Below are 22,466 nucleotides of genomic sequence, written 5' to 3'. Positions count from 1 at the left end.
GGTTTTACACGTAAAAAGTTAGTGATTAATTTAGGGTCTAGTTTATCTTTATAGGTTAATAATAACTGATTTAAAAAATACTTGTCCGCGATTGTATAGATTCGCTCTCATTCCTCTAAAAAAGAACGATATTGCAGCGCATCCTCAGGACTATACACATGAATCTGTTGCTCGACATCGTCAATGGAAGTATTAAAATCAACGCTATATCCATCGGGGAACACATTTCTCGTCCCCGTCTCGATCGGATAAAATTGAAGATAATCCTCTACTTCTCGCCCACACGCTTCAATAACAGATTCAAACACATGCTTCATCGTAATCGTACTTGGCCCTAAATCAAAGGTAAATCCATTCGTTTCAACACGTTGTAGCTTGCCCCCAAGGGTTGCTTCTTTTTCCACAATCGTTACATTATACCCTTGATTCGCAAGGTGAATCGCACTAGATAAACCTCCTAAACCTCCACCTATCACAATGACTTTTTTCAAAAATAACGCCTTCCTTTCCAAGCGTAACCTAAATGATAAAAGGAACGCATCGCTGCATGGAGCGCGATGCAGATCGTGCCAAGAATACTAAATGGAATAAACAATCCATACCATGCTGATACACCATTTGATACATCTGAAATGCTTTTTGTCACTATAGCAAGCAGGTACGCAACCAGTGCAAATATATGTAGGTCTCCTGTAACGACTCCTTGTATGAGTACGAAGAAAGGAAAGACATAAAGCCAGACGTAACTAATTACTAAGATCGATAATAATAAAAAGTTGCGATTCATTCCCGTAAAAATATTTTTGCTGAATCCGTGCCAAACACCTTTCACATTATGATACATACGCATGTGAACAATCGAATCAACTTTCAACAAGGTAGTTGGTTGTTGACTAAGCTTTACTTGTTTCATTAACGCCATATCATCTAATAATTCACCCTTAATCGACTCATGACCACCACAAGTTTGATAGCTTTTTCGATTTATTAAAATAAAGCCCCCATGCGCCGCAACAAATTTTAATTGCTTTGATTTTCGAACCATCCAAATTGGTAAATGACACAAGATCACAAACATCATCATCGTTACGATTAACTTCTCACTAATTGTCCGTACAATTTGCCTCGGGAAGCCCGAAATCATACCACTGCCTTGGGATTCTATTGACGGGACTAGTTTTTCTACGGCATCTTTTTCCAACCTTACATCCGCATCTAAAAATAGGAACCAATCTCCTTTTGCTTGTTTGGCTAATTGGTGGCATGCAAATGACTTCCCTTGCCAATCTGGCTCAAGTGGCTTGCCTTTCATTAGTTTTACCTGTTGGTAATTCGCGGCCAACTCTCGCACAATCGAAGCTGTCTGATCGGTTGAGTGGTCGTCTAAAACAAGTATCTCTATAGGTTGATGCGTTTGAGCCAGGATAGACTGTAAGACACCCTGGATATTTCTTTCTTCGTCTCTTGCAGGAATTAATACGGAGATTGTTGGGGTAGGTCGACTAGACGTCTGCATCTTGTTATGAATAGATGGAAACGAATATAAATTTAAAACCATAAATAGGAATTGCGCAACTAAGAAACAACAAATAATTATGAGAAGGGTGTCCATTTACGCACCCCTTTTCTAAATTGGTCAAAATAATCACTCGTTGACTTACTTTCTTTCATTACCGGCAGAAATAGTGCGTTACGTAAAAAGGAAGGGTCACGGATCACCTGTAGTCTATGTACATCTACCTGTTTCTCTAATATCCTCGCAAGCTTTTCGGTCCAATCTTTACGATTATGATCACTTCCGTTATAGACCACACCATCATCAATCACAATAGAAGCGATTGGTTTCTGATGATCACCAAATGTATAATGTAAGCTAACCATTTTCACTGTTACCTTGTTACATACAGAGATTAAATGACCAATTCCAGAATCAAATTCGTAGGGGCGCTTGTCTTGGTGTTGGATACTCCCTTGAGGGAAAACCCAAACACTCTTTCCGCTTTTCAAAAGTTCTTCACTATACTTCAGCGTTCGCACTATCTCCCTCGGATTGTTTTTTTGGACTGAAAACGCTCCTAATTTACGAAAAAAGGGATACTTCTTTAGTCCTATTTCATCCATTAGAATATAGTGGTCCAACTCTGAGTATTTTTCGGTTAATTGAAACAGTAGTAGTCCGTCCCACCAAGAACTGTGGTTGGCAATATAGATTGTAGGACCAGATTCAATTGGGTCCACATCCCCTTTAACGAAAACGCGATAGAAATTTCTTTTTAATAAGTAAAAGTGTTGGTACATGTAGCATAGCTTTCTAAACCGTTTGTTCTTTTGCGCTGTTATCATAGCGATACCTACCCTCACAGATGAAAATAAAACAAACCGATAAGACAAAGACCATCAGTAGCCCCTCTTTTAAACCAAGTAATCCAAACATCAAGAGCATCAACTGGTAAAGTCTTGTCGCCAATTGCCTAACTTTTTGAGAAATGCGGAAGAGAGGCATAAAAAGAGAAACAACAGCACCGATCACAAACCAACTAATAAAGTTGGTGAGTGGTATATCATAGTACAAGCCATTCCCATACCAATCCCAAAAGTGCATGCGTTCTGCAACAGGATCGAGAATTAAATCAAGTAACACAACCCAGGCACCCACCTCCATTGCACGCCAGACCTTCGTCTTCTGATTAGAAATCATGATACTATTCACGATGACACCTAGCCACGCCACCGTAATGGTAAAAGGTACCCCAAATACTAGAAATCCTAATGTAGGTTGATATTGATATGCACCGAAAGGAAAACCCGTCGCTACACCGATAACTTCAATTAAAAATGTATTAATTGCAATCGATACGGCACCTTTTAAAATTATCAAATTCTTCGTTCCTTTGTCACTTGCATAGATGAATAGTTCCAACGCGCATACTGCATATAATATTAGGAAAATGCTATTGGAAAACGCTAGCCACGACGGAACATACCAAAATAACATCAGGAGTAAGCCAATGCTATACCATACTACAAATGCTGGATAAATTTTCAACGATTGTCGCATAACTAACATCCTTTTTAATTGGTAAGTTGTAAGAACAACTTACCTTTTCTCGTGTTTGTCACTACAGCTCTCTTCGTAAATACTTCATACTCATTTTCCTGAATGACTTGGGTAATTTCACGGTAATATCCGGCAGCAAGTCGAATAGACACCGCGCTTTCTCTTGGATACGTATGAATATATTTTAATCCTTCTTTAAACCATTCATCTGCAATATAAATCATTTCATTAATTAATAGTTTAAATGGCCAGTTGATTACCTTTTCTTCAAATTCCGCTTGTGTATAACCGTGCTTTGTCATGATATCTAATGGAATATACCTGCGACCTAGCTTCTGATCTGCCCCTACGTCACGGATAATATTAACAATTTGCATTGCCTTTCCTAGAGCAATTCCAGACTTCATAGCTAGATGATTGGGTTGATCATGTAAAATTGGTAACAACATCTCCCCTACAGAACCCGCTACACGGTAACAATACTCTTCCAATTCATCCATTGATTGGTAAGCAGTCTTCACATAATCCATCCTTTGCCCACTTATTTGGGTATAAAAAGGGTTCTTCGTAAGCGGAAAATGGGCAAACAACCATTTGAGCGCTGGCCATATAAAGTGATGGTCTTCCACTCTATCTAAATTCTCGAGACAATACTCTAATTCTTCCAATGTATAAATTGATTTTTCAGGTTCGTCAACAGCGTCATCAATCATGCGACAAAATGCATAAATAACAAACACTGCTTCCTTTTTAGGCGAAGGTAAAAACTTAAATGCGTGATAAAAACTTGATGACCCTTCCTTCATTGCTTGTTCACATGCACGAACAATTTCAGCACTTAGCATACTTCCATCTCCTTTTTCATCCATTCATGTAAGAGTTTTGCACCTTGCATAACGATTGGAATTCCACCGCCAGGATGCACCGATGCACCAACAGCATATAAACCTGCAATGGTTGGATGGATCACTTGTGGCCTGAACCCTCCAGATTGCAGCATATGTGGAGCAATGCCAAAGCTCCCACCCCTATATAGACCGGCTTGTTCTGCCTCTGATGGGGTGCGGATTGATTTCCATTGAATTGCATCACGTAATCCAGTAAAGCGCATGTTTTCTACCTTCTCTATTTGTTGATCAACCAATTTTTCTACATCCTGATCCCAATCGTCCGAATCATTCGATGGCACTGGAATTAACATATAAAGAACACTTTTTCCATTAGGTGCCGCATCTGTATCAATCGCAACAGGATTAAACACATAACAGGATGGATCGCTAGGAATCTTTTGATCTACAAATATCTCTTTCATATTTTGATTAAAATCATCCGGTAAGAAGAATTGGTGTGCTTGTGCATTTGACCACCGTTTATTAACACCTAAATAGACCAATAGACAACCTGAAGACGGTTTATAGGTTTTCTGGCCTGGCTTCTTTTTTTCCTTTGTTAATTGGGAAAGGTTTGGATAGTCACCGTTATATACCACTGCATCATATGGAATTGTTTTACCATGAACGACAATCCCTTTCACTTGTTGGTTTTCTACTACAATGCGATCAACTGCACTATTACAACAAATTGTAATCCCTCGCTCGATACACTTCTTTTCTAATACCGGAACAAGACTTGCATAGCCACCCTTGATATACCAAATACCAAAAGCATGCTCACTATACGAGATCAAACCATATAAAGCCGGAACACTTTGCGGTGAACCACCGATATATAGACTTTGTAGCATATATGCTTGTCGTAATCGCTCATTTTTAAAATACGTTTGAAGAAAAGCATCCACACTTTTATACGAATTAGATTGAGCAATGAATGCTAAGTTTTTATAAGATAAAAAGTCTCTTTTTCTATGAAATACTCTTGAAAGAAATGCGTCAAAGCCAAATTTATAGATATGCGTCATGTCTTTGATATAGCGTGTGAAATTTTCCGATTCTCCATCAAACATCGAATTTATCTCCTCTGTTTGCCTTGCTGGATCTCTATATTTCGTAAACTTTTGCCCATCTGCATAATAGATATCATATAGCGGGTCACAAGGAATCAGTTCTAATTGATCTCTTTCAATCCCAGCTTCTCCTAAAATATCGAGTAACAACTCGGGTAACAAAACAATGGTTGGGCCTTGATCCACCTTAAATTCACCATTCGTTTCAAAAGCTAATCTGCCGCCTAACGTTGCTTCTTTTTCATAGATCGTAACTTGATGACCTTCTCTTTCTAATAACAACGCAGTCGTTAATCCTCCAATACCTCCACCGACTATCGCTATATTCCTCATCGGCTATACTCTACTTTCTCTTTCAGGCTTGGATCTATCGCCTGCGTGTTAGGAATGTTGTATTGATTCATTAGGAGATCAGCACTAATCATTGCGGATTGGAATATTGTTGGTAGACCACTACCAGGATGTGTTCCCCCGCCTACTAAGAAGCAATGTTCCACTTCTTCAAATTTATTATGTGGCCGGAAATACATCATTTGGTCCAAATGATGGGATAAGTTAAACGTTGCACCTTTATATACATGAAAATCTTTTTCCCATTCTAATGGAGAGATGATATGTTCTTCCTCAATCCATTCTCTTATATTTGCCATACCTGATTCCTTTCCTATACGATCAAGCATTTGATCTCTTACTTTTTGTTTCTCTTCTCCCCAATCAATGCTCGCATCTAGATTAGGTACAGGCATGAGCATATATAATGCTGTCTTTCCTTTTGGTGCAAGGCTTGGATCTAATTGAGATGGATTATGTACATAAATGGATGGATCATCAGATAATATTTTTTGCTCCGTCATCTCTTCTACATTTTTCTTATAATCATCTGCAAATAAAATGAGATGATGAGGTAAATCCACTTCCCGATCAAGTCCTAGATATACCATAAAAGTGGAACAAGACAATTTTTTCTTAGCAAGCTTTTCCTTTTTATACTTTTTGAGTACTCCATTATCAAATAAGTTCGTCATCGCATAACCAAAATCAGCATTAATCACCACATCGTCTGCATCCAGAATGAACCCGTTTTCTAACTCCACACCCTTGGCGTTGCCGTCTTCCACGATTACTTTCTTAACGGTTGTATTGGTTCGAACATTGCCGCCATATTCTTGAATGACGGTGGCCATAGCATCACATAGTTGATTGACGCCCCCAATTGGATGGAACAAGCCATACCGATGTTCTAAATAAGAGAGGATTGTAAACGTTCCTGGACAATTCCAAGGGGACATCCCTAGATATTTAGCTTGAAAGGAAAAAGCCCACTTTAGTCTCTCATCATCAAAATATTTCGACAGCCTTCCATAAACGGTATCCAATGCATTGAGTTTTGGAAGTGCTCGCCACATATCCTTTGTGAAAAAATCACCGATACTAGAAAAAGGTTGCTTTAACAGTTCAATCACTCGATCAAATTTTTCACCTTCTATTTGTAAATAACGTTCATATCCTTGTTCATTTCCTGGAAACAACTGTTTGATCTGTTGGTATGTTGTCTCCTTATCACGGCTTGGCGTGAAGGTTACATCCTTAAATTTTAATGTGTACAACGGATCTACCTCTTTTAAATCAACGTAGTCATGTAAATTCCGATCCACTTTTTCAAATAGCTCTTCTAGTACTTGGGGCATCATAAAAAAAGTTGGGCCGATATCGAATGAAAACGCACCAACGTGAAGCTTTCCAGTTCTCCCACCTATACGCGGTTGCTTTTCAATCACGTCTACTTGATAGCCTTTCGCACATAATTGCATAGCCGTCGCTAACCCGCCCGGACCTGCCCCTATAATAATCACTTTGCGCACATCTACCACCCTCTCCGCTCACGAATAAGAAACAAGACTATTTTGTATAGATATTATATAATAATTGTATAACTTTTGTATAGTGTTTTAAACTCAATTGTATAACTTTTGTCAAAGATGTATTATAATTGAATTAGAACAACTCTTTTACTATGAAAGGTTCATTAAATAAAGATTAATATCTAGTAAATTAGACAGGGGCTATAGTCTTTTTGCTTATGTATTATTTGAAAGTGAGTGAAAGAAGTGTATGGAATTAAAAAGGTAACAGAAATTACGGGTATTCCTCCCATTACGTTAAGGGCGTGGGAAAATAGATATGATGTGATTAAACCAAGCCGCACAGATGGAGGTACTCGCGTGTACTCTCAAGAAAATGTGGATGATCTGTTATGGGTAATTGCGCAAAGAGAGGAAAAGAGCATTTCTATCAAGCAAGCGATGAAATTATTAAAAGAAGAAAAAGAAAAGAAAGATCCGTTTATACATGTAACATTTGATGATTCGGACGGCAGCTACGAATCTTATGTCCATGATATTTATCACGCATTGGTTAATTATGATACGAATCGCGCAACGCATCTGATAAATTTAGCGTTCTCCACACTGGATTACGAAGTGGTATTCCATGAAATATTTGTACCGATCCTCCACCAGGTTGGCGATCAATGGCAAGAAGGCAAGCTAAGCGTTGCGCAGGAACATTTTATTAGCCATTTCATACAGAGACGTTTATTCAGCTTCTTTCAGGAAATTTCTAGCGACGTTAATAAGGCAAAGGCACTTGCGATTTGTCCTCCATTAGAATTGCATAACATTGGATTAATTCTTTTCTCTCTTTTCCTAAAAAGAAGAGGTGTGGATGTTATTTTTGTTGGAGAGAATACGCCAAAAGAAAATCTTATTCCAATAATCCAAGCCAATAATATTCGATTGATTTGTTTTTCGATTACCATTGAAGAACATATCGATCATCTCGAATCTTTTATAAACTATGTACAGTCTTACCCATTAGATTTGGACTTCCTTATCGGTGGAAATGCAGTAGATAAGTTACCTGACAAGTATAAATCTCATATATTGACCGGGGATCTTAACAATTGGAAAAAATGGTTTGAAGAGACAGATTTATTTTAGTATTGACGAACAAATCGAAAGACCAAATCTAATGCAGATTTGGTCTTTTCTATATTTAAAAATAAGTGAATGTGAGTTAAATGAAGTTCTCTATTTATAAATTATCCCTTTGTTGCTTTATTTCTTCTTCAGCAAGATACGCATTAGCCGTTTCAAGGTTCTTATGCTCATTAACGGAATCACCTGCATAACGATCAATCATACCGGTTGGGTTCTCCGTACTCATATCGTTACGAACCCCCATACCTTCTGCACTGTTTTTCTCGGTTTGCTCTTTCTTATTTTTCTCCATTTCGATCACCTCGGCATTATCTTTTTCTAATCTACGTATTTTCATACTTTTCTTCTAAAGGTTATACTAATCTAAGATGAAGATATTATTTAATAATGGAGATGAAGACTCATGAGAGAAGAAATGATTAATCGTTTTATGTCCTATGTGAAAATTGATACACAATCTAACGAAAGTAACGAATCTTGCCCATCGACACCTGGACAATGGACGTTAGCCAATAAGTTAGTAGATGAATTAAAACAAGTTGGTATGGAAGACGTAACTGTTGATGAGAACGGATATGTGATGGCCACTCTTCCCGCTAACACAACGAAAGAAGTGCCCACAATAGGTTTCTTAGCACACGTGGATACCGCTACAGACTTCACCGGTAAGGATGTAAAGCCGCAGCTTGTAGAGAGCTATGATGGACAAGACCTTGTATTAAATGAAAAACTTCAGGTTGTTCTTTCACCATCTGACTATCCTGAATTAGCAAATTATAAAAACCATACGCTAATTACAACAGATGGCACGACACTTCTTGGAGCTGACAACAAAGCAGGAATTGCAGAGATTATGACAGCAATGGCCTACCTAATTCAACACCCCGAAATTAAGCACGGAAAGGTTCGAGTGGCATTTACTCCAGATGAAGAAATTGGTCGTGGTCCACATAAATTTGACGTGGATGCATTTGGAGCTCGCTTTGCTTATACGGTTGATGGTGGACCACTTGGAGAACTCCAATACGAAAGCTTTAATGCTGCCGCTGCTAGAATAACTTTTAAAGGTAATAACGTTCATCCAGGAACCGCAAAAGATAAGATGGTTCATTCTAGCAAAATAGCGATGAAGTTTCACAATCAGCTTCCGGAAGAAGATGCACCAGAGTACACCGAGGAATATGAAGGGTTTTATCACCTTATTTCTTTTGAAGGAGATGTAGAACAGACCAAAGTTTATTATATTATTCGAGATCATAACCGCGAAAAGTTTAATGCAAAAAAAGAATTAATCGAACAACTTGTTAAACAGTTTCAAGCTACGTATGGCGAAGAAAATATTGTACTTGATATGAAAGATCAATACTACAACATGGCAGAGAAAATTGAGCCTGTAAAAGAGATCGTGGATATTGCTTATGATGCGATGAAAAACCTAAGCATAGAACCACTTGTAAAACCAATACGAGGCGGAACGGACGGTTCCCAACTATCATTTATGGGCTTACCGACTCCAAACATATTCACCGGGGGCGAGAATTTCCACGGTAAATATGAATATATATCTGTCGATAATATGGAGAAGTCTGTGCAAACAATTGTAGAAATTATCCGTTTATTTGAGTTAAAAGCAACAAATTAATAGGGGCAGAAAAAGAGCAAGGAATCATTTCATTGCTCTTTTTTGATTTTTTGTAAGAAGGAAATGCCAAACTCGATGTAGAGTGCGACGTAACAGGGTCCGTTTTTCTGTGATTGTTATGTAAATAACGAATCTTATGATTGCTAAAAATCCAAGGGAATCTTGGCGGTCATGAGATCCCTTATTTGACTAAAATCCTTGATTATCAAAATTTGGCGGTCACCAGATCCGTTATATGCCCTGGTTGCATTGATTTCGATGGCATTTTGGTAAAATAGCGTACTGTACGACCGGTCAGATGCAAGATTGACCAAAAACAGTGAAGTAACGGATTCCATGACCGCTTACGATGTTTTCACTCGCATCCCCGTTACTCTTATTAAAAATAACCAAATCATGTTAATTTTTTAAATTTATACCATAGTATAGTGTTCTTATTAACGGAATAATGGTTTAATTATAATAGACATACTAACACATCCACACATACCTAATAATTAGTCATCGGATTTATCTATTTTATGATCGGAAGGGGAAAAAAGATGAATAACCATGAAATTGATTACAAGTTATACGGGGATGACATGCAATTTGTAGAGGTAGAACTCGATCCAGATGAAACAGTTATTGCCGAGGCCGGGAGCTTAATGATGATGGATGAACACATTAAAATGGAAACCGTATTCGGTGATGGCTCTGGTGCAGAAAAAGGCGGACTAATGGGGAAATTGCTTGGAGCAGGGAAGCGTGTTATTACAGGGGAAAGCTTATTCATGACTACTTTCACGAATCAAGGGCAAGGAAAAAAGCATGTGTATTTCGCCGCGCCTTATCCAGGTAAAATCATACCGATGGATTTAAGCGAATTAGATGGAAAACTAGTCTGTCAGAAAGACGCCTTTCTTGCCGCTGCTAAAGGAGTCGCTGTCGGTGTTGAATTCCAAAAGAAAGTCGGGGCTGGTTTTTTTGGTGGCGAAGGCTTTATTATGCAAAAGTTAGAAGGAGACGGCATGGCTTTTATTCACGCTGGTGGTACCATGCACAAAATGGACCTTCAGCCAGGGGAAACATTAAGAGTAGATACAGGCTGTCTTGTAGCAATGACACGTGATGTAGACTATAACGTAGAGTTTGTTGGTGGAATCAAAACAGCTATGTTTGGTGGAGAAGGCCTTTTCTTTGCTACACTTAGAGGACCGGGAACTGTTTGGGTTCAATCCTTACCATTTAGCCGCTTAGCTAGTAGAGTGTTTGCTGCAGCTCCTCAAGGTGGAGGAAAAGATAAAGGTGAAGGTGGCGTAGCAGGGCTATTTGATCTTTTCGGCGGGGACCGTTGATGAATAATTTAAATAAACGAACAGCTGAAACGATAGGATTCAGCTGTTTTTTTGTTGTTTTAGTAAACCACTGTAGTAAAAAAAACCTTCCGAGAAAATTCTCAGAAGGTTTATGTGATCTGACTTTCCACGGAAAGACAGCAAATGGTTATCTAATGGTTTTTGCCATTACTGGTTGTACTTGTACGCCAGCATCAAAATTAATATCAACACTTAACTTTTTACGACGTGTTGATATTTTTTCAACAAACGCCAAAACAAGGAATGTTAATAGAATAGTTAATGACACCAAGTATAGAGAAGTTACCATACCAACTATCCCCTTTCTACCCTCAAATTTCTTCATTTATTATTAAATCCATCTATATAATACCAAATAATCCAGGAAAGTAAATATATATATCGTAATTCTTTTAAATTCTTTTGATTACTTTACATTTCCGTCACATTCTTTGGGTTCCCTAACATAATTTGCAACCGAAATAGCATGATAGTCTTGTCTTCTCTTAGCAAATTTTTATAAGTTGGTTGAAAGAGATTTTTAAGGTGTGCTTCAACTTTACTATCTATTGGTTGCATGCGCGCTTTAAACTCGTTAAGACAGATAACAACGACGACGGGATCACATTCTCTTTTTTCTTACGCGTTAGATCTTGGATCACTCTCTGACGCGCTCGAATCACACTCTTGCTTACGTGTTAGATCATAGATCGCTCTCTGACGCGTTCGAATCACACTCTTGCTTACGCGTTAGCTCATAGATCGCTCTCTGACGCGTTCGAATCACACTCTTGCTTACGCGTTAGATCTTGGATCACTCTCTGACGCGTTCCTACGCAATAGCAGAATGAGCATTTATTTTTCAAAAAAACTTCGCATTCTTCTTCAAATACCCCACCTAAAACATGAACGATATCGAACTATAAACATAGGATTTTATATAGGAATTTCTAACTCTTAAAAAAGCATGTCAGTAGATCCTACAAACACATTGCAAGTAACCGAATATTATGATAATTTAATGAACAATATACTTTTTAATAAAAGCACTTCAAGACTTACTTATTAGGAGGATGAACAAATGAGAAAAGTTACACTAGAAAAGTTATATAAACACCCAATTGTTCAAAAGTATGTTGGTCGATCAGGAATGGCTCATGCTATTGCTGTTGCAGAGCATGCTTTTTATATCGCAACAAAAAACGGTGTGAATCCAGATATAGCAACGAAAGCAGGTCTCTTACATGACATCGGTCATTATAAATGGTATCAGGATGGCAAGTGGGATTTTGAACTTTATCGCGAAAATGATATTCATGCTATTAAAGGAGCAGCGCGTGCACATAAGTTATTAGTTCGATCTGGAGAAGATATGCAAATCGCAAAGGAAATTGCTGTGGCTATTCTACTTCACACGGATTCCTACCTACCAGGCGGATACCTTGAACTTAGTCCATTACAACAAGTTGTGGCAGAAGCTGATGAAGCAGACGAAGAACCAAGTGGAGCGCATCATTACCGAACGATTGAACCTACCGAAGCATTGCAACGAATTATACAACTAGATATAAAAATAAAACGGCAACTCGAATCAAATGATTTAGAACAAACAAGTTAAAACCTGTGGAATAAGCTATTGCTTCCACAGGTTTTTTAATTTCTAGTTTTTGTTACCCTCTTCATCCATTAAGGGTGATGCCCTTCCAAACGTCTAATTTCAACAAACTCTGCTATCATTCTACTGAAAACAGCACCTAAAAAAGGAACATATTGGAAATAAATGCAGTTTTCCGTTATAATAATTGGATGGAGGTGACTAGAAATGCATTTGGATTTCGGTAGAAAAATTAAATATTTTCGGACAAAAGCAAAAATGACACAGGATGAGCTAACACAAGGTATTATATCTGTCTCTTATTTATCTAAAATAGAAAAAGACACCGCAGATCCTTCACCTGAAATTATTAGCCAATTATGCACAAGGTTGAAAATAAAACCTTACAATACAGCAGAAAAATATACATATCAATTAAGTGAAGAGTGGTTTTCCTCCCTGTTAGATGGTGATGTAAAAAAGGCAAAAACGCTTTATCGTGATATTGAACAAAATATTGAACCGATTGTTGATGCAGGACTTATTCCACTCGTTGACATACATATGTTACATTTTTACATCTTAACAGGTGCTACTGATTTAGCCGACAGACAAATGCGTTATCTTAAGGAATCCCCAACTTCATTCAATCATTTAGAAAATTATTACTGGTTAAAGTTCTCTGGTCAATACTATTACTCGATAATGAATTACAAGCAATCGCTTCATTGTTACCGAAAAGCTGAACAGCTTCTATATGACCAGCTTTACAACCCTACTCTGGAGAAAAACGATTTATACTACGTCATATCCGTAACGGCTAGTAAACTTCAGATGTCCTATTTGGCATGTGCATATGCCAACAAAGCTTTAGACTATTACAAAAACGTCTTCCATTTAAGACGTAGCGCACAATGCCACGTAATATTAGGAATTTCCTATTATCGCGCAAAAGAATATACCAAAGCGGTTGAAAGCTATGAGGTGGCTTATCAACTTGCTTCTACTTTAGAAGATAAAAGAATTCTCTCTCTTTGCAATCAAAACCTTGGAAAACTACATGCTGAACTAGAAAATCGCGATAAAGCTATTTATTACTACTTGGAAAGTTATCATTTGCGGTTGGAAAGCACTAAAAAAAATCTGCTGAGCCCAATCACAAGTTTAATAGCAGAATATTACAAAACAGGAGAAAATGAAAAAGCAAAAAAGTGGCTCGAAAAGGGAAAAGAAGTTGCCAAGCACTTATCACCCTCCATGACCTATCACGTTTATATTGTTGAAGTGTATAAGCACCTTATTAACGGTTACGGTCCGACATTCGAAGATCTACTTTTAAAAGAAGTACTTCCATTTTTTGAGGAAAAACAGTTGCTCAGTCTCAAAGCAGAATATCAATCCATCTTGGCAGATTATTATTTCCTTAGACGCAAATACAAACTAGCAGCAATTTATTATCATCAATCAAATAAAACACTTGAGAAAATTTATATAAAATAATAACAAAAAAGCGTGTAATTGAAGTATTTTAAACTTCATTACACGCTTTTAACTTACCTTTATATAAACCATGGAAACATTGGCCTCCTAACGCTATCGATCTCTTAACATTGCTTTAATACCAGCAATATTTATTCCTTGATCAATTAGTGATTTAATCTCTCTTAATCTATGAATATCATTAATGGAAAAAACCCTTCTGTTTCCTTCATTGCGTTCAGGGCTTATAAGTCCTTGTTCTTCATAATAGCGTATTTGTCGGCCAGATAAGTTGGTTAAGTCTTTTACTACACTCATGGGAAAAGTCGCTACATCATCAGGAATGTCCTTATCTTTACTCAATCCCCCTTCCCCCCTCTTCGGTGCTCTAATTGCACTATTTCAATTTAGCAATATGTGTATATACGTCTTTTAAATTAGAAAAACCTAAATCCTCTACGCGCTTGATACTTTCAGACCACAATTTTGCCGTTGCAATTGCATCATACAATGCATGATGCCTATGATCAATCGTTATCCCATAATGGTTACAGCAATCATCTAACGTTACTAACTTCTGTTCTGGTTCAACAATTTTTGTTAAGAAAGCTGTATCAATGATTCGGTGTTCAAAATTACTCTTTAACGCAATCCATGTAGCATGTTTCATAAATTGTTTTTCGTGACTGGAGTGATGGGCTACTAGAATATCGCTTTTCACAAACTGATAAAAGTCCTTTAATACACTTTGAATTGGTGGTGCTTCTATTAACTGATCTTTCGTTATACCAGTTAACCGCGAGATTTCTTCAGATGGAGCAGTTTCACTATAGATCGGTGAGTAATACACCTCATCCTCTAACACTTGATCCCCTTTCATCTTCACTCCACCAATGGACAACATTCGATCCCCTTTATAAGGAAAAAAACCCGTTGTTTCAATATCAAAAACAACAACATTTAGTTCTCTAAACGGGACTTCTAAGACATCTTTACTTCTCATCTCTTTTTGCAAGTTTCTTAAATAAGCTATCTTAGCAGCATCTGCTTGGTTAGGTAAACCTGTATAAACATTTGAGTTTAATTTACCAGACATTTGTTTAACAAACTGAAGCATTTGATTCATCACCATGTTGAACACTCTTTTTCTATTATTGTTTTTGTTTCATCAAACAATTTATATCCTTTTTTCATTAACTGCTTGAGCGTTTGTTTTTCTTCTCGATTTAAGCTATTAATTTGAATGAGATGGACGTCTTTGTAACTTTGGGCATGTTTTCGATGTTGTAGCCGAAAGTCCAACAATCGCCTAAAGTCTTTTTCATATGATTGAAAGGATTGTAACGAAACAGGGAGTTGCTCAAACCTTTTTAAAGTCGAAGGTTCTAATATATTCTCCTTTAAAGCTAACAACCTTAAAGCATTAACATATGGAAAAAATGTGGTTTGCTTTAATTTGATTGCCCCAGATTCTTCACCATATTGCTCCGGTAACAGTTGGCCAAATACACCAATACCTTTTTTCACAAAATCTACATTTTCCACTAATCGCTTATACAACCGCGGTTGTTCATTCAAGATCATAAAAGCATAGTTCTTAATTTCTGTTAAAAAAGACGTTTCACCAAACATCACCCTTGAGTCAAAAAAGGTTGAAAAATGTCGAAGTGACTTCCAACTGGAGTCCTCCATCCAGTCCACTATTTGTTCTTCCCACTGCCTAATAGACTTACACCAGAGTGGATTAGAAGCCATTACTTGCCCATCACAAAGCTCATATCCAGTCTCTGATAATCCATTTGTGATTTCAGCGCCAAGTGTTAAGAAATAGGACTGACAGCTCTCATCATGACTTTGATAAATAATCCCATGATCTTGATCACTTAACACAGACTGCTCAAATCTTCCTGCACTACCCATTAAAAAGAAAGCAAAGGGAGCAGGGGGATTCCCCAACTCACTTTGCACCTTTTTCATTGCCACTTTTACCGTGTTTTCTATAATAGAATCGTGTAGTTCATTTAGTTTTTGATGATCAGTCATTACTCTTACAATTTTGTCTTGTCGCCATTCATTAATTTCCGTGTAATTATTCAAAGTCTCATCAATCCCCTTAATTTGACGAACAACCTGCTTATTATGCACCTTGTTTTTCATCCGGATTAGGGATATTTTCCGGATAACCATAACTTCCGTGTTCACTTAAGTCTAGACCAACAATTTCCTCTTCTTCAGATACACGAAGCCCCATAACTTTATCCATTACTTTCAAGATGATGAATGAAACAACGAATGCATATGCACCACTTGAAACAACACCTAGAACTTGAACACCTAATTGCTCTAGACTACCGCCGTAGAATAAGCCTGGAAGACCCCATTCTGCACCAACCGATAATGATTCAGTTGCAAAGAAACCTGTTGAAATTGTACCCCAAATACCTACTGTACCGTGAACCGATAGTGCAGCGATTGGATCGTCAATTTTCATCTTTTCGAAGAATCTCATGCTATAGAATACCATTATACCACCGATAAGTCCGATAATAACTGCTGCCCATGGATCAACAAACCCACAAGAAGCCGTGATTGCTACTAAACCTGCTAGAGCACCATTTAACATTGTTGGAACATCTGCTTTTCCTGTTACGATCCATGCAACGAATAATGCAGCAACCGCACCTGCAGCAGCAGCTAATTGTGTATTAAGAATAACAAATCCAAAGAATGCGTCGCCGACTCCAAATGTACTTGCACCGTTAAATCCAAACCAACCTACCCATAGAAGCAATACCGCTAAAGCTAAATATACTTGGTTGTGTCCTGCAAGCGCATTTGATGAACCGTCTTTGTTGTATTTACCAATACGAGGCTTCAAGATAATTGTTGCAGCTAGTGCAGCCATCGCACCAGTTAAGTGTACTACAGTTGACCCCGCAAAGTCTTGTTTACCGTGGTCAGCTAACCAGCCTCCACCCCAGATCCAGTGTGCAACAACTGGGTAAACTAAAGCTGAGAATAAAACTGCAAATATAACATATGCTGATAATTTCGCACGTTCTGCAAAGCCACCAAATGCGATTGTTAACGCGATTAAAGCAAACATCATTTGGAACATGAAGTCTACCGCTGGAGATAATCCGTCTCCACTAAACGATGTATCACCATAGAAGAAATTCGATAATCCAATGAACCAGTTACCTTCCCCGTAAATAAAACCATAACCTACTGCCCAGAAAACTAAAGATCCAATTCCTGCTGTGAAGATTGTTTTACCTGCAATGTGACCAGCGTTTTTCATTCTAGTCGAACCTGCTTCAAGTAAAATAAATCCACCTAGCATAAGTAAAACTAAGAATGTACCAATGACTACCCATAAATTATCCATAAGAACTAATTCCATCATTCATTCTCCCCTTTTGTGTGAATTGAGTTAACATCACTTGTTAATTAATAATTTAGCACCGTCTAAATATTCAAACAATAAAGTTGTAAGATAATCTAACAAGGTAATTTCATTGGCACACTTCCTTGAATCCGTTTACTTGTGCATGGGGGTAAGCTGAACAGTCATTTTAGAAAGATTTATATTTTTTCAAAAAAAGGTTTTGAATAACACAAAACGATCTGCTAATCTTCCTAACATGTAGGTCAAAAATCAAAATTTGCTTAAAGACTTATACAAATGCCTGCTTTCATTATGGTGTATAGCTAAATTTCATTTCTACTCTTGCCGTTACTTCTAAACGCCCTGGCTCGATTGGTGTAGATACTCCCGCCACTTCTGCACTTACAAACGGCATAGGAGTCTGATCTTTATTTACCAACTCTTCCTTTATCGATATTGGATAGTAATCAAGATTTAGTCTCATCGTCCTGGCCATTGTCTGCGCTTTTGCTACCCCATTCTCTAACGCCTTCGTTAATGCTTGTTGATAATAGAATTGTTCATCTTTCACTTTGAAGTTGATGTTAGAGACTCTGTTAGCCCCTTGCTGTACGGCTGTATCAATAACCTCACCTACAAAACGAAGGTTTTCAATGATTATACTGAGCATATGCGTTACTTGATAACCAGTAAAGATACTTGTTCCATCTTCGTAATCATATTGAGGAATAATGAAATAATCAGCAGTTTGAATGTTATTTCCACTAACCTGCAAAGAGGCAAGCGAATCGATGATTTTATTAATGACCTGGCTATTTGCTTGCTGCGCTTGCGTTACATTTGTGTCCTTTGTCACAACACCTACTTGTATTTCTGCGATATTTGGCTCAACAGAAATCTTCCCCACTCCATTAACCTTCATGTATTTCAGACCAACCTTATTCTGTGAACTAACTGGAGGATGGTTCATGTACACACCCCCTTCCTTGATGGAATTCTTATACTTAAATACATGTGGAAGTTGGAACATATATGTCTTTTTTTATTAATGTATAAGTAAGAAGTTTGATGTAGTGCGAGCTTGGTTTCGTTTGCGACACGCAATTTCATTTCTCACTCAAGTTCGTGCCGCTAAGTGCGTTGAACACAAAAAGAGACTATAAGCTTAATAAACTTATAGTCTCTTTTCACTTTATTTTACTCTGCAAGTATCTTGGAATCCTATTTTCTTATGCGAACCATCACAGAATGGTTTGTTACTTGATGCCCCACACCGACATAATGAGAATGCGGGTTTTGTTTCGTACACATTACCTTCGGCGTCCAATAACTCAACATCACCTTTCACAAGTATAGAGCCATTATCCCTTACTTGAATAATCGTTTTGTTATTTTCACTCACGCTTGTCACCCCTTATTTCATTTTACGCATAGTTATTCCATGTGTCTAGATATAACTGAATAAGGATTCACTACTCTAAAATATAAGGCGTTTCTTGATAAACATAGTAATTCAACCAGTTTGAAATTAACATATTCGAGTGCGATCGCCAACGTAACCTCGGACACTGTGAATCATCGTTCTCAGGGAAATAATTTTCCGGTAACTTGGTTTGTAATCCTTTATTTTTATCCCGTTCATATTCCTCTTTAAGTGTAAACGCATCGTATTCAGGATGGCCTGTAACATAGATTTGTTTACCGTTTTTCGAAGTTACAATATATACGCCGGCTTTTTTTGATTCACTTAGGATTTCTAATCCAGGAACACTTGTTATCTCATTACGATCTAAATCAGCGTATCTAGAATGTGGAACAAGAAATTCTTCATCAAAACCACTTAATAGTTTTGCTTTTGATTCATTCGTGTGATGTGTAAACACACCAAAAATCTTCTCCTCAAGATTTTGTTTAGATACACCATGATGGTGATACAATCCCGCTAAAGCACCCCAACATAAATGAAGCGTGGATGTAACATTTGTTAAACTCCACTCCATTATATCGGTTAACTCTTCCCAATATGTCACCTGTTCAAAATCAAGTTTTTCAATTGGGGCCCCAGTTATAATTAAGCCATCATACTTTTCACTTCTAACATCCTCAAACGTTTTATAAAATGTACTTAAATGATCATGCGGTGTATTTTGAGATGTATAAGAATTAGTATGTAACAAATATACATCGATCTGCAGTGGACTATTTGCCAAAAGACGTAATAGCTGTGTTTCCGTCTTTTCTTTTAATGGCATTAAATTTAATATAATTATTTTTAATGGACGGATGTCTTGCCTATAAGCACGACTTTCATCCATCACAAAAATGTTCTCTTGTTTTAATTTTTCTTTTGCCGGTAGATGATCCGGTACTTTAATAGGCATATTTTATGACTCCTTCAAACGGAATTTATTCATATTGCATCTGAGTTTCACTCAACAATATTCAGAGTTTTCAAAACTGAATAAGCCTTCTTATTATAACTGATTTTAACACATATGAAAAAAGACTAGCTTCCGAAAATGCAACTTATTGCATCTCTCAACTAGTCAAAAATTTTAATCATTATGCAGATAAGGAGCCATATTCACCAAAACCTCTTCGGGTAGTGCTTCCTCAATCATTGGAAAAATAACTCTCTCTTCTCTTCTAATATGTGTATCTAATAACTGACCTAACTCATACATGACGGCCTCATCCGCTTCATTCTTATCTAAAATTTGCTTCATGATCGCTCTTATGGAAACATGCTCTAATAACATTTCTGCAATTTCTGGATGATTAGTCGAGCTATACAACGCAAAGTTAGGTAACAAAATTTCTTCTTCATCGCGAAAATGTTGTTGCCCTCCATCTTCCCAAAAAACCCGTAACTCTTCTTTTAACTCATCTAATGTATAGTTACTTTTATCTGTTCCTACTTTTCTAAGGTTTAATGCCAAAAATAGTGCGTGATGATGGTGATGGGATAACGGATATAAAGATTCGTGTCTTTTTATGCCTTTATTTTTTGTTTTCAAAACAATCGCCCCCATTTGTTTATGTCTCATACACTAAGTATAACGAATAGTTTAGAAACTAACTGTGAGCTAGATCATCATTTGATTAAAATAATTTTTGTGGATAATTGATGACACACTGTGTGAAAGATTCATGCATGTTAGAAAAAGCTTGAAATGCTTGTGGATATCATCTAAATTAGCCACTTATCCACTAATTCATACACAATCCGACCGTTTAAATGCCTTATTAGTGGATAACTTAACCCGATTTTGAATTGCCTTGCAATCTCTACCTGTGGATAATACACTTTTATTTATCTATAAGGTCACTAAATCCCTTTCTTATCACTTCCGTTGCAACAACAGGAATGTACAAGGCGCCTTTTCTAAATGTCTTATCGATACGTTCCTTTGTATTGGCGACCGTTCCAACCGCGATATGATTTTCTTTTGCTTTCTCATATACAAAATCAATAGCTTTATTCACTTCAGGATGGTCGATTCCTTCCTTATACCCCATATTCACTGATAGGTCATAAGGACCAACAAACGCAAGATCTATTCCATCAACACGAACAATTTCCTCAATATTACGAACAGCCTCTGGTGTTTCAATATGTACAATAACTACTATGTTTTCGTCAGATCTGTCCATGAAGTCTTTACCTGCATCATAGCCAAAACTAGCCGCCCTTGTCATAGGAGCAGTTCCACGTTTACCTATTGGTGGGTATTTCGCGCGTCTTACAACCTCTACCGCCTCTTCTTTTGTGTTAATCATTGGTACTTGAACACCTAGTGCACCTCGATCAAGCGCTTTTTGGATACTTGATTTATCATAGTCTACTCGCACAATCGGTACTAAGTCGGATAGCAATGCTGTTCGTATCATATTCTCCATTTCGCTCGCACTATACGTACCATGCTCATCATCTATGATAATGAAGTCATAACCTGCATGACCAACCATCTCGACAAGTGACGGAGCATAAATGCCAAGAATTACTCCAATAGATGGCTTTTTATTCTTAAGATTCTCTTTCACTTTATTCTTTAGTCGCAAAAAATCATCCTCCTATCGCTCTTTTTACGTTTATCTTACCTTAAATAACATTCATTGCATAACAATGACACAATCAATCCACACTAAATAGAAAAAGGAGGCTTTTTTACACATGGATAAATACGAAGAGCAATCCCATATAGATAAAGATTTAGACATGGATCATGCTGAGGCAGAAGCAGTGTATGAAGATGTAGCCTTCTATCGAACGTTATTAGTCAATGTCATTATGCTCGGCAAACCTGAATCTGATGATTGGTTACTGATTGATGCAGGGATCGCCCACTATGGGAAACGAATTATTGCTGCCGCCGAAAAAAGATATGGTAATAAGCCTCCAAGAGCAATTATCCTAACTCATGGTCACTTTGATCATGTCGGTTCGGCAAAAGAATTAGCTAAGTTTTGGGACGTTCCGATTTATGCACATGAACAAGAATTAGATTTTATAACGGATAAACAGGTGTATCCACCCGCAGATCCAACAGTTGGCGGTGGTATGTTTTCATTATTGTCACCTATTTTTCCACAAAGACCCGTCAACTTAAAGAAGTGGGCTAAAGCGCTCCCTGACGACGGTAGCATTCCGTTTTTAGACGAATGGAAATATATCCACACACCAGGGCATACACCGGGACATATCTCTTTATTCCGAGAAAAAGATAAAACATTACTTTCCGGGGATGCCATTGTTACGGAAAATCCCGAATCGAGCTTTGCTGTTTTTTTTCCGTTAAAAAAGGTTTATGGACCACCCGCTTATTTCACCCAAGATTGGGATCTTGCCGAAGAGTCTGTTAAAAAGATTGTCGATTTGGAACCTAATGTAGTAGTGGCAGGACATGGATTACCAATGGAAGGAGAACAATTAAGAAAGCAATTACGCGAGCTTAGTTCAAACTTTCTAACAGAAGCTATACCGAAGAATAAAAGACATTAAAAAA

Annotated in this window: 23 protein-coding genes and 1 pseudogene; 6 read left to right on the top strand and 18 right to left on the bottom strand. The window is 37.5% G+C overall.

Annotated elements, in window-relative coordinates:
* Window positions 1-107 precede the first annotated feature (107 nt).
* Genes NYQ66_RS10285 through NYQ66_RS10255 form a run of 7 tightly spaced genes read right to left on the bottom strand, consistent with a single transcriptional unit; the run spans window position 108 to window position 6,883 of the window.
* Window positions 108-491 carry a phytoene desaturase family protein gene (locus tag NYQ66_RS10285; protein WP_259869274.1) on the bottom strand — a complete coding sequence of 128 codons (384 nt, stop codon included), beginning with the start codon at window positions 489-491 and terminating at the stop codon, window positions 108-110.
* Window positions 488-1,612 (bottom strand): glycosyltransferase, encoded by a 1,125-nt coding sequence (locus NYQ66_RS10280; protein WP_259869273.1) that lies wholly within the window; start codon window positions 1,610-1,612, stop codon window positions 488-490. Before NYQ66_RS10280 ends, NYQ66_RS10285 begins: the two co-directional genes overlap by 4 nt.
* Complete coding sequence (locus NYQ66_RS10275) at window positions 1,594-2,343, bottom strand: lysophospholipid acyltransferase family protein (protein WP_259869272.1); 750 nt, start codon at window positions 2,341-2,343, stop codon at window positions 1,594-1,596. The genes NYQ66_RS10280 and NYQ66_RS10275 overlap by 19 nt, the downstream gene beginning before the upstream one ends.
* Window positions 2,312-3,058 carry a carotenoid biosynthesis protein gene (locus NYQ66_RS10270; RefSeq protein WP_259869270.1) on the bottom strand — a complete coding sequence of 249 codons (747 nt, stop codon included), beginning with the start codon at window positions 3,056-3,058 and terminating at the stop codon, window positions 2,312-2,314. Before NYQ66_RS10270 ends, NYQ66_RS10275 begins: the two co-directional genes overlap by 32 nt.
* Before the next feature lie 14 nt (window positions 3,059-3,072).
* On the bottom strand, window positions 3,073-3,903 hold the full coding sequence (locus tag NYQ66_RS10265; protein WP_259869269.1) for a phytoene/squalene synthase family protein: 831 nt from the start codon (window positions 3,901-3,903) through the stop codon (window positions 3,073-3,075).
* Window positions 3,897-5,354: a phytoene desaturase family protein gene (locus tag NYQ66_RS10260; RefSeq protein WP_259869268.1), complete on the bottom strand. Its 1,458-nt coding sequence runs from the start codon at window positions 5,352-5,354 to the stop codon at window positions 3,897-3,899. Before NYQ66_RS10260 ends, NYQ66_RS10265 begins: the two co-directional genes overlap by 7 nt.
* Entirely contained in the window at window positions 5,351-6,883 is a 1,533-nt protein-coding gene (locus tag NYQ66_RS10255) for a phytoene desaturase family protein (protein ID WP_311202017.1), read from the bottom strand. The genes NYQ66_RS10260 and NYQ66_RS10255 overlap by 4 nt, the downstream gene beginning before the upstream one ends.
* Before the next feature lie 246 nt (window positions 6,884-7,129).
* Between NYQ66_RS10255 and NYQ66_RS10250 the strand changes: the two genes are divergently transcribed.
* The gene (locus tag NYQ66_RS10250; protein WP_259869266.1) at window positions 7,130-8,020 is read left to right on the top strand and encodes a MerR family transcriptional regulator; all 891 of its coding nucleotides are present in this window, start codon (window positions 7,130-7,132) and stop codon (window positions 8,018-8,020) included.
* A 94-nt stretch (window positions 8,021-8,114) separates the two neighbouring features.
* Here NYQ66_RS10250 and NYQ66_RS10245 read toward each other — a convergent pair whose 3' ends face one another.
* Window positions 8,115-8,357 (bottom strand): hypothetical protein, encoded by a 243-nt coding sequence (locus NYQ66_RS10245; protein WP_259869265.1) that lies wholly within the window; start codon window positions 8,355-8,357, stop codon window positions 8,115-8,117.
* A gap of 66 nt (window positions 8,358-8,423) precedes the next feature.
* Here NYQ66_RS10245 and pepT point away from each other — a divergent pair, with 66 nt between their 5' ends.
* Together pepT and NYQ66_RS10235 are read left to right on the top strand one after the other, a co-directional pair.
* A complete protein-coding gene (gene pepT, locus NYQ66_RS10240; RefSeq protein WP_259869264.1) occupies window positions 8,424-9,662 on the top strand; it encodes a peptidase T in 1,239 nt (412 codons plus the stop codon).
* Window positions 9,663-10,204: 542 nt separating this feature from the next.
* Window positions 10,205-10,999 (top strand): TIGR00266 family protein, encoded by a 795-nt coding sequence (locus tag NYQ66_RS10235; protein WP_259869262.1) that lies wholly within the window; start codon window positions 10,205-10,207, stop codon window positions 10,997-10,999.
* Between the two features lie 148 nt (window positions 11,000-11,147).
* Here the strand turns inward: NYQ66_RS10235 and NYQ66_RS10230 are convergent, their stop codons facing one another.
* Entirely contained in the window at window positions 11,148-11,309 is a 162-nt protein-coding gene (locus tag NYQ66_RS10230) for a hypothetical protein (protein WP_259869261.1), read from the bottom strand.
* Window positions 11,310-12,080: 771 nt separating this feature from the next.
* On the opposite strand from NYQ66_RS10230, the gene NYQ66_RS10225 reads away from it, so the two are divergent.
* Window positions 12,081-12,617 carry an HD domain-containing protein gene (locus NYQ66_RS10225; RefSeq protein WP_259869260.1) on the top strand — a complete coding sequence of 179 codons (537 nt, stop codon included), beginning with the start codon at window positions 12,081-12,083 and terminating at the stop codon, window positions 12,615-12,617.
* A 204-nt stretch (window positions 12,618-12,821) separates the two neighbouring features.
* Window positions 12,822-14,093 carry a helix-turn-helix domain-containing protein gene (locus tag NYQ66_RS10220; protein ID WP_259869259.1) on the top strand — a complete coding sequence of 424 codons (1,272 nt, stop codon included), beginning with the start codon at window positions 12,822-12,824 and terminating at the stop codon, window positions 14,091-14,093.
* A 96-nt stretch (window positions 14,094-14,189) separates the two neighbouring features.
* Here the strand turns inward: NYQ66_RS10220 and NYQ66_RS10215 are convergent.
* The 9 genes and pseudogenes from NYQ66_RS10215 to NYQ66_RS10175 all read right to left on the bottom strand — a co-directional run.
* Window positions 14,190-14,390: pseudogene (locus NYQ66_RS10215) on the bottom strand (MerR family transcriptional regulator); the annotation flags it as partial.
* 79 nt (window positions 14,391-14,469) lie between these two features.
* Window positions 14,470-15,204, bottom strand: coding sequence for an exonuclease domain-containing protein (locus tag NYQ66_RS10210; protein ID WP_259869258.1), 735 nt, complete (start codon window positions 15,202-15,204; stop codon window positions 14,470-14,472).
* Window positions 15,198-16,217, bottom strand: a complete 1,020-nt coding sequence (locus tag NYQ66_RS10205; protein WP_259869257.1) for a DUF294 nucleotidyltransferase-like domain-containing protein — start codon at window positions 16,215-16,217, stop codon at window positions 15,198-15,200. Before NYQ66_RS10205 ends, NYQ66_RS10210 begins: the two co-directional genes overlap by 7 nt.
* The gene (locus NYQ66_RS10200) at window positions 16,210-17,478 is read right to left on the bottom strand and encodes an ammonium transporter (RefSeq protein ID WP_259869255.1); all 1,269 of its coding nucleotides are present in this window, start codon (window positions 17,476-17,478) and stop codon (window positions 16,210-16,212) included. Before NYQ66_RS10200 ends, NYQ66_RS10205 begins: the two co-directional genes overlap by 8 nt.
* Before the next feature lie 292 nt (window positions 17,479-17,770).
* Window positions 17,771-18,430: an SIMPL domain-containing protein gene (locus NYQ66_RS10195; RefSeq protein ID WP_259869254.1), complete on the bottom strand. Its 660-nt coding sequence runs from the start codon at window positions 18,428-18,430 to the stop codon at window positions 17,771-17,773.
* 222 nt (window positions 18,431-18,652) lie between these two features.
* Window positions 18,653-18,862 (bottom strand): CDGSH iron-sulfur domain-containing protein, encoded by a 210-nt coding sequence (locus NYQ66_RS10190; protein WP_259869253.1) that lies wholly within the window; start codon window positions 18,860-18,862, stop codon window positions 18,653-18,655.
* A gap of 70 nt (window positions 18,863-18,932) precedes the next feature.
* Window positions 18,933-19,841 carry a homoserine O-acetyltransferase MetA gene (metA, locus tag NYQ66_RS10185; protein WP_259869252.1) on the bottom strand — a complete coding sequence of 303 codons (909 nt, stop codon included), beginning with the start codon at window positions 19,839-19,841 and terminating at the stop codon, window positions 18,933-18,935.
* A gap of 174 nt (window positions 19,842-20,015) precedes the next feature.
* On the bottom strand, window positions 20,016-20,477 hold the full coding sequence (locus NYQ66_RS10180; RefSeq protein ID WP_259869251.1) for a hemerythrin domain-containing protein: 462 nt from the start codon (window positions 20,475-20,477) through the stop codon (window positions 20,016-20,018).
* Window positions 20,478-20,769: 292 nt separating this feature from the next.
* Window positions 20,770-21,522: an HpcH/HpaI aldolase family protein gene (locus tag NYQ66_RS10175; protein ID WP_259869250.1), complete on the bottom strand. Its 753-nt coding sequence runs from the start codon at window positions 21,520-21,522 to the stop codon at window positions 20,770-20,772.
* Between the two features lie 112 nt (window positions 21,523-21,634).
* On the opposite strand from NYQ66_RS10175, the gene NYQ66_RS10170 reads away from it, so the two are divergent.
* Window positions 21,635-22,462, top strand: a complete 828-nt coding sequence (locus NYQ66_RS10170; RefSeq protein ID WP_259869249.1) for an MBL fold metallo-hydrolase — start codon at window positions 21,635-21,637, stop codon at window positions 22,460-22,462.
* Window positions 22,463-22,466: the final 4 nt, after the last annotated feature.

The organism is Aquibacillus koreensis (assembly GCF_025154055.1).
Lineage (GTDB): Bacteria > Bacillota > Bacilli > Bacillales > Amphibacillaceae > Aquibacillus_C > Aquibacillus_C koreensis.
This window is presented reverse-complemented; position numbering and strand designations above follow the sequence as displayed.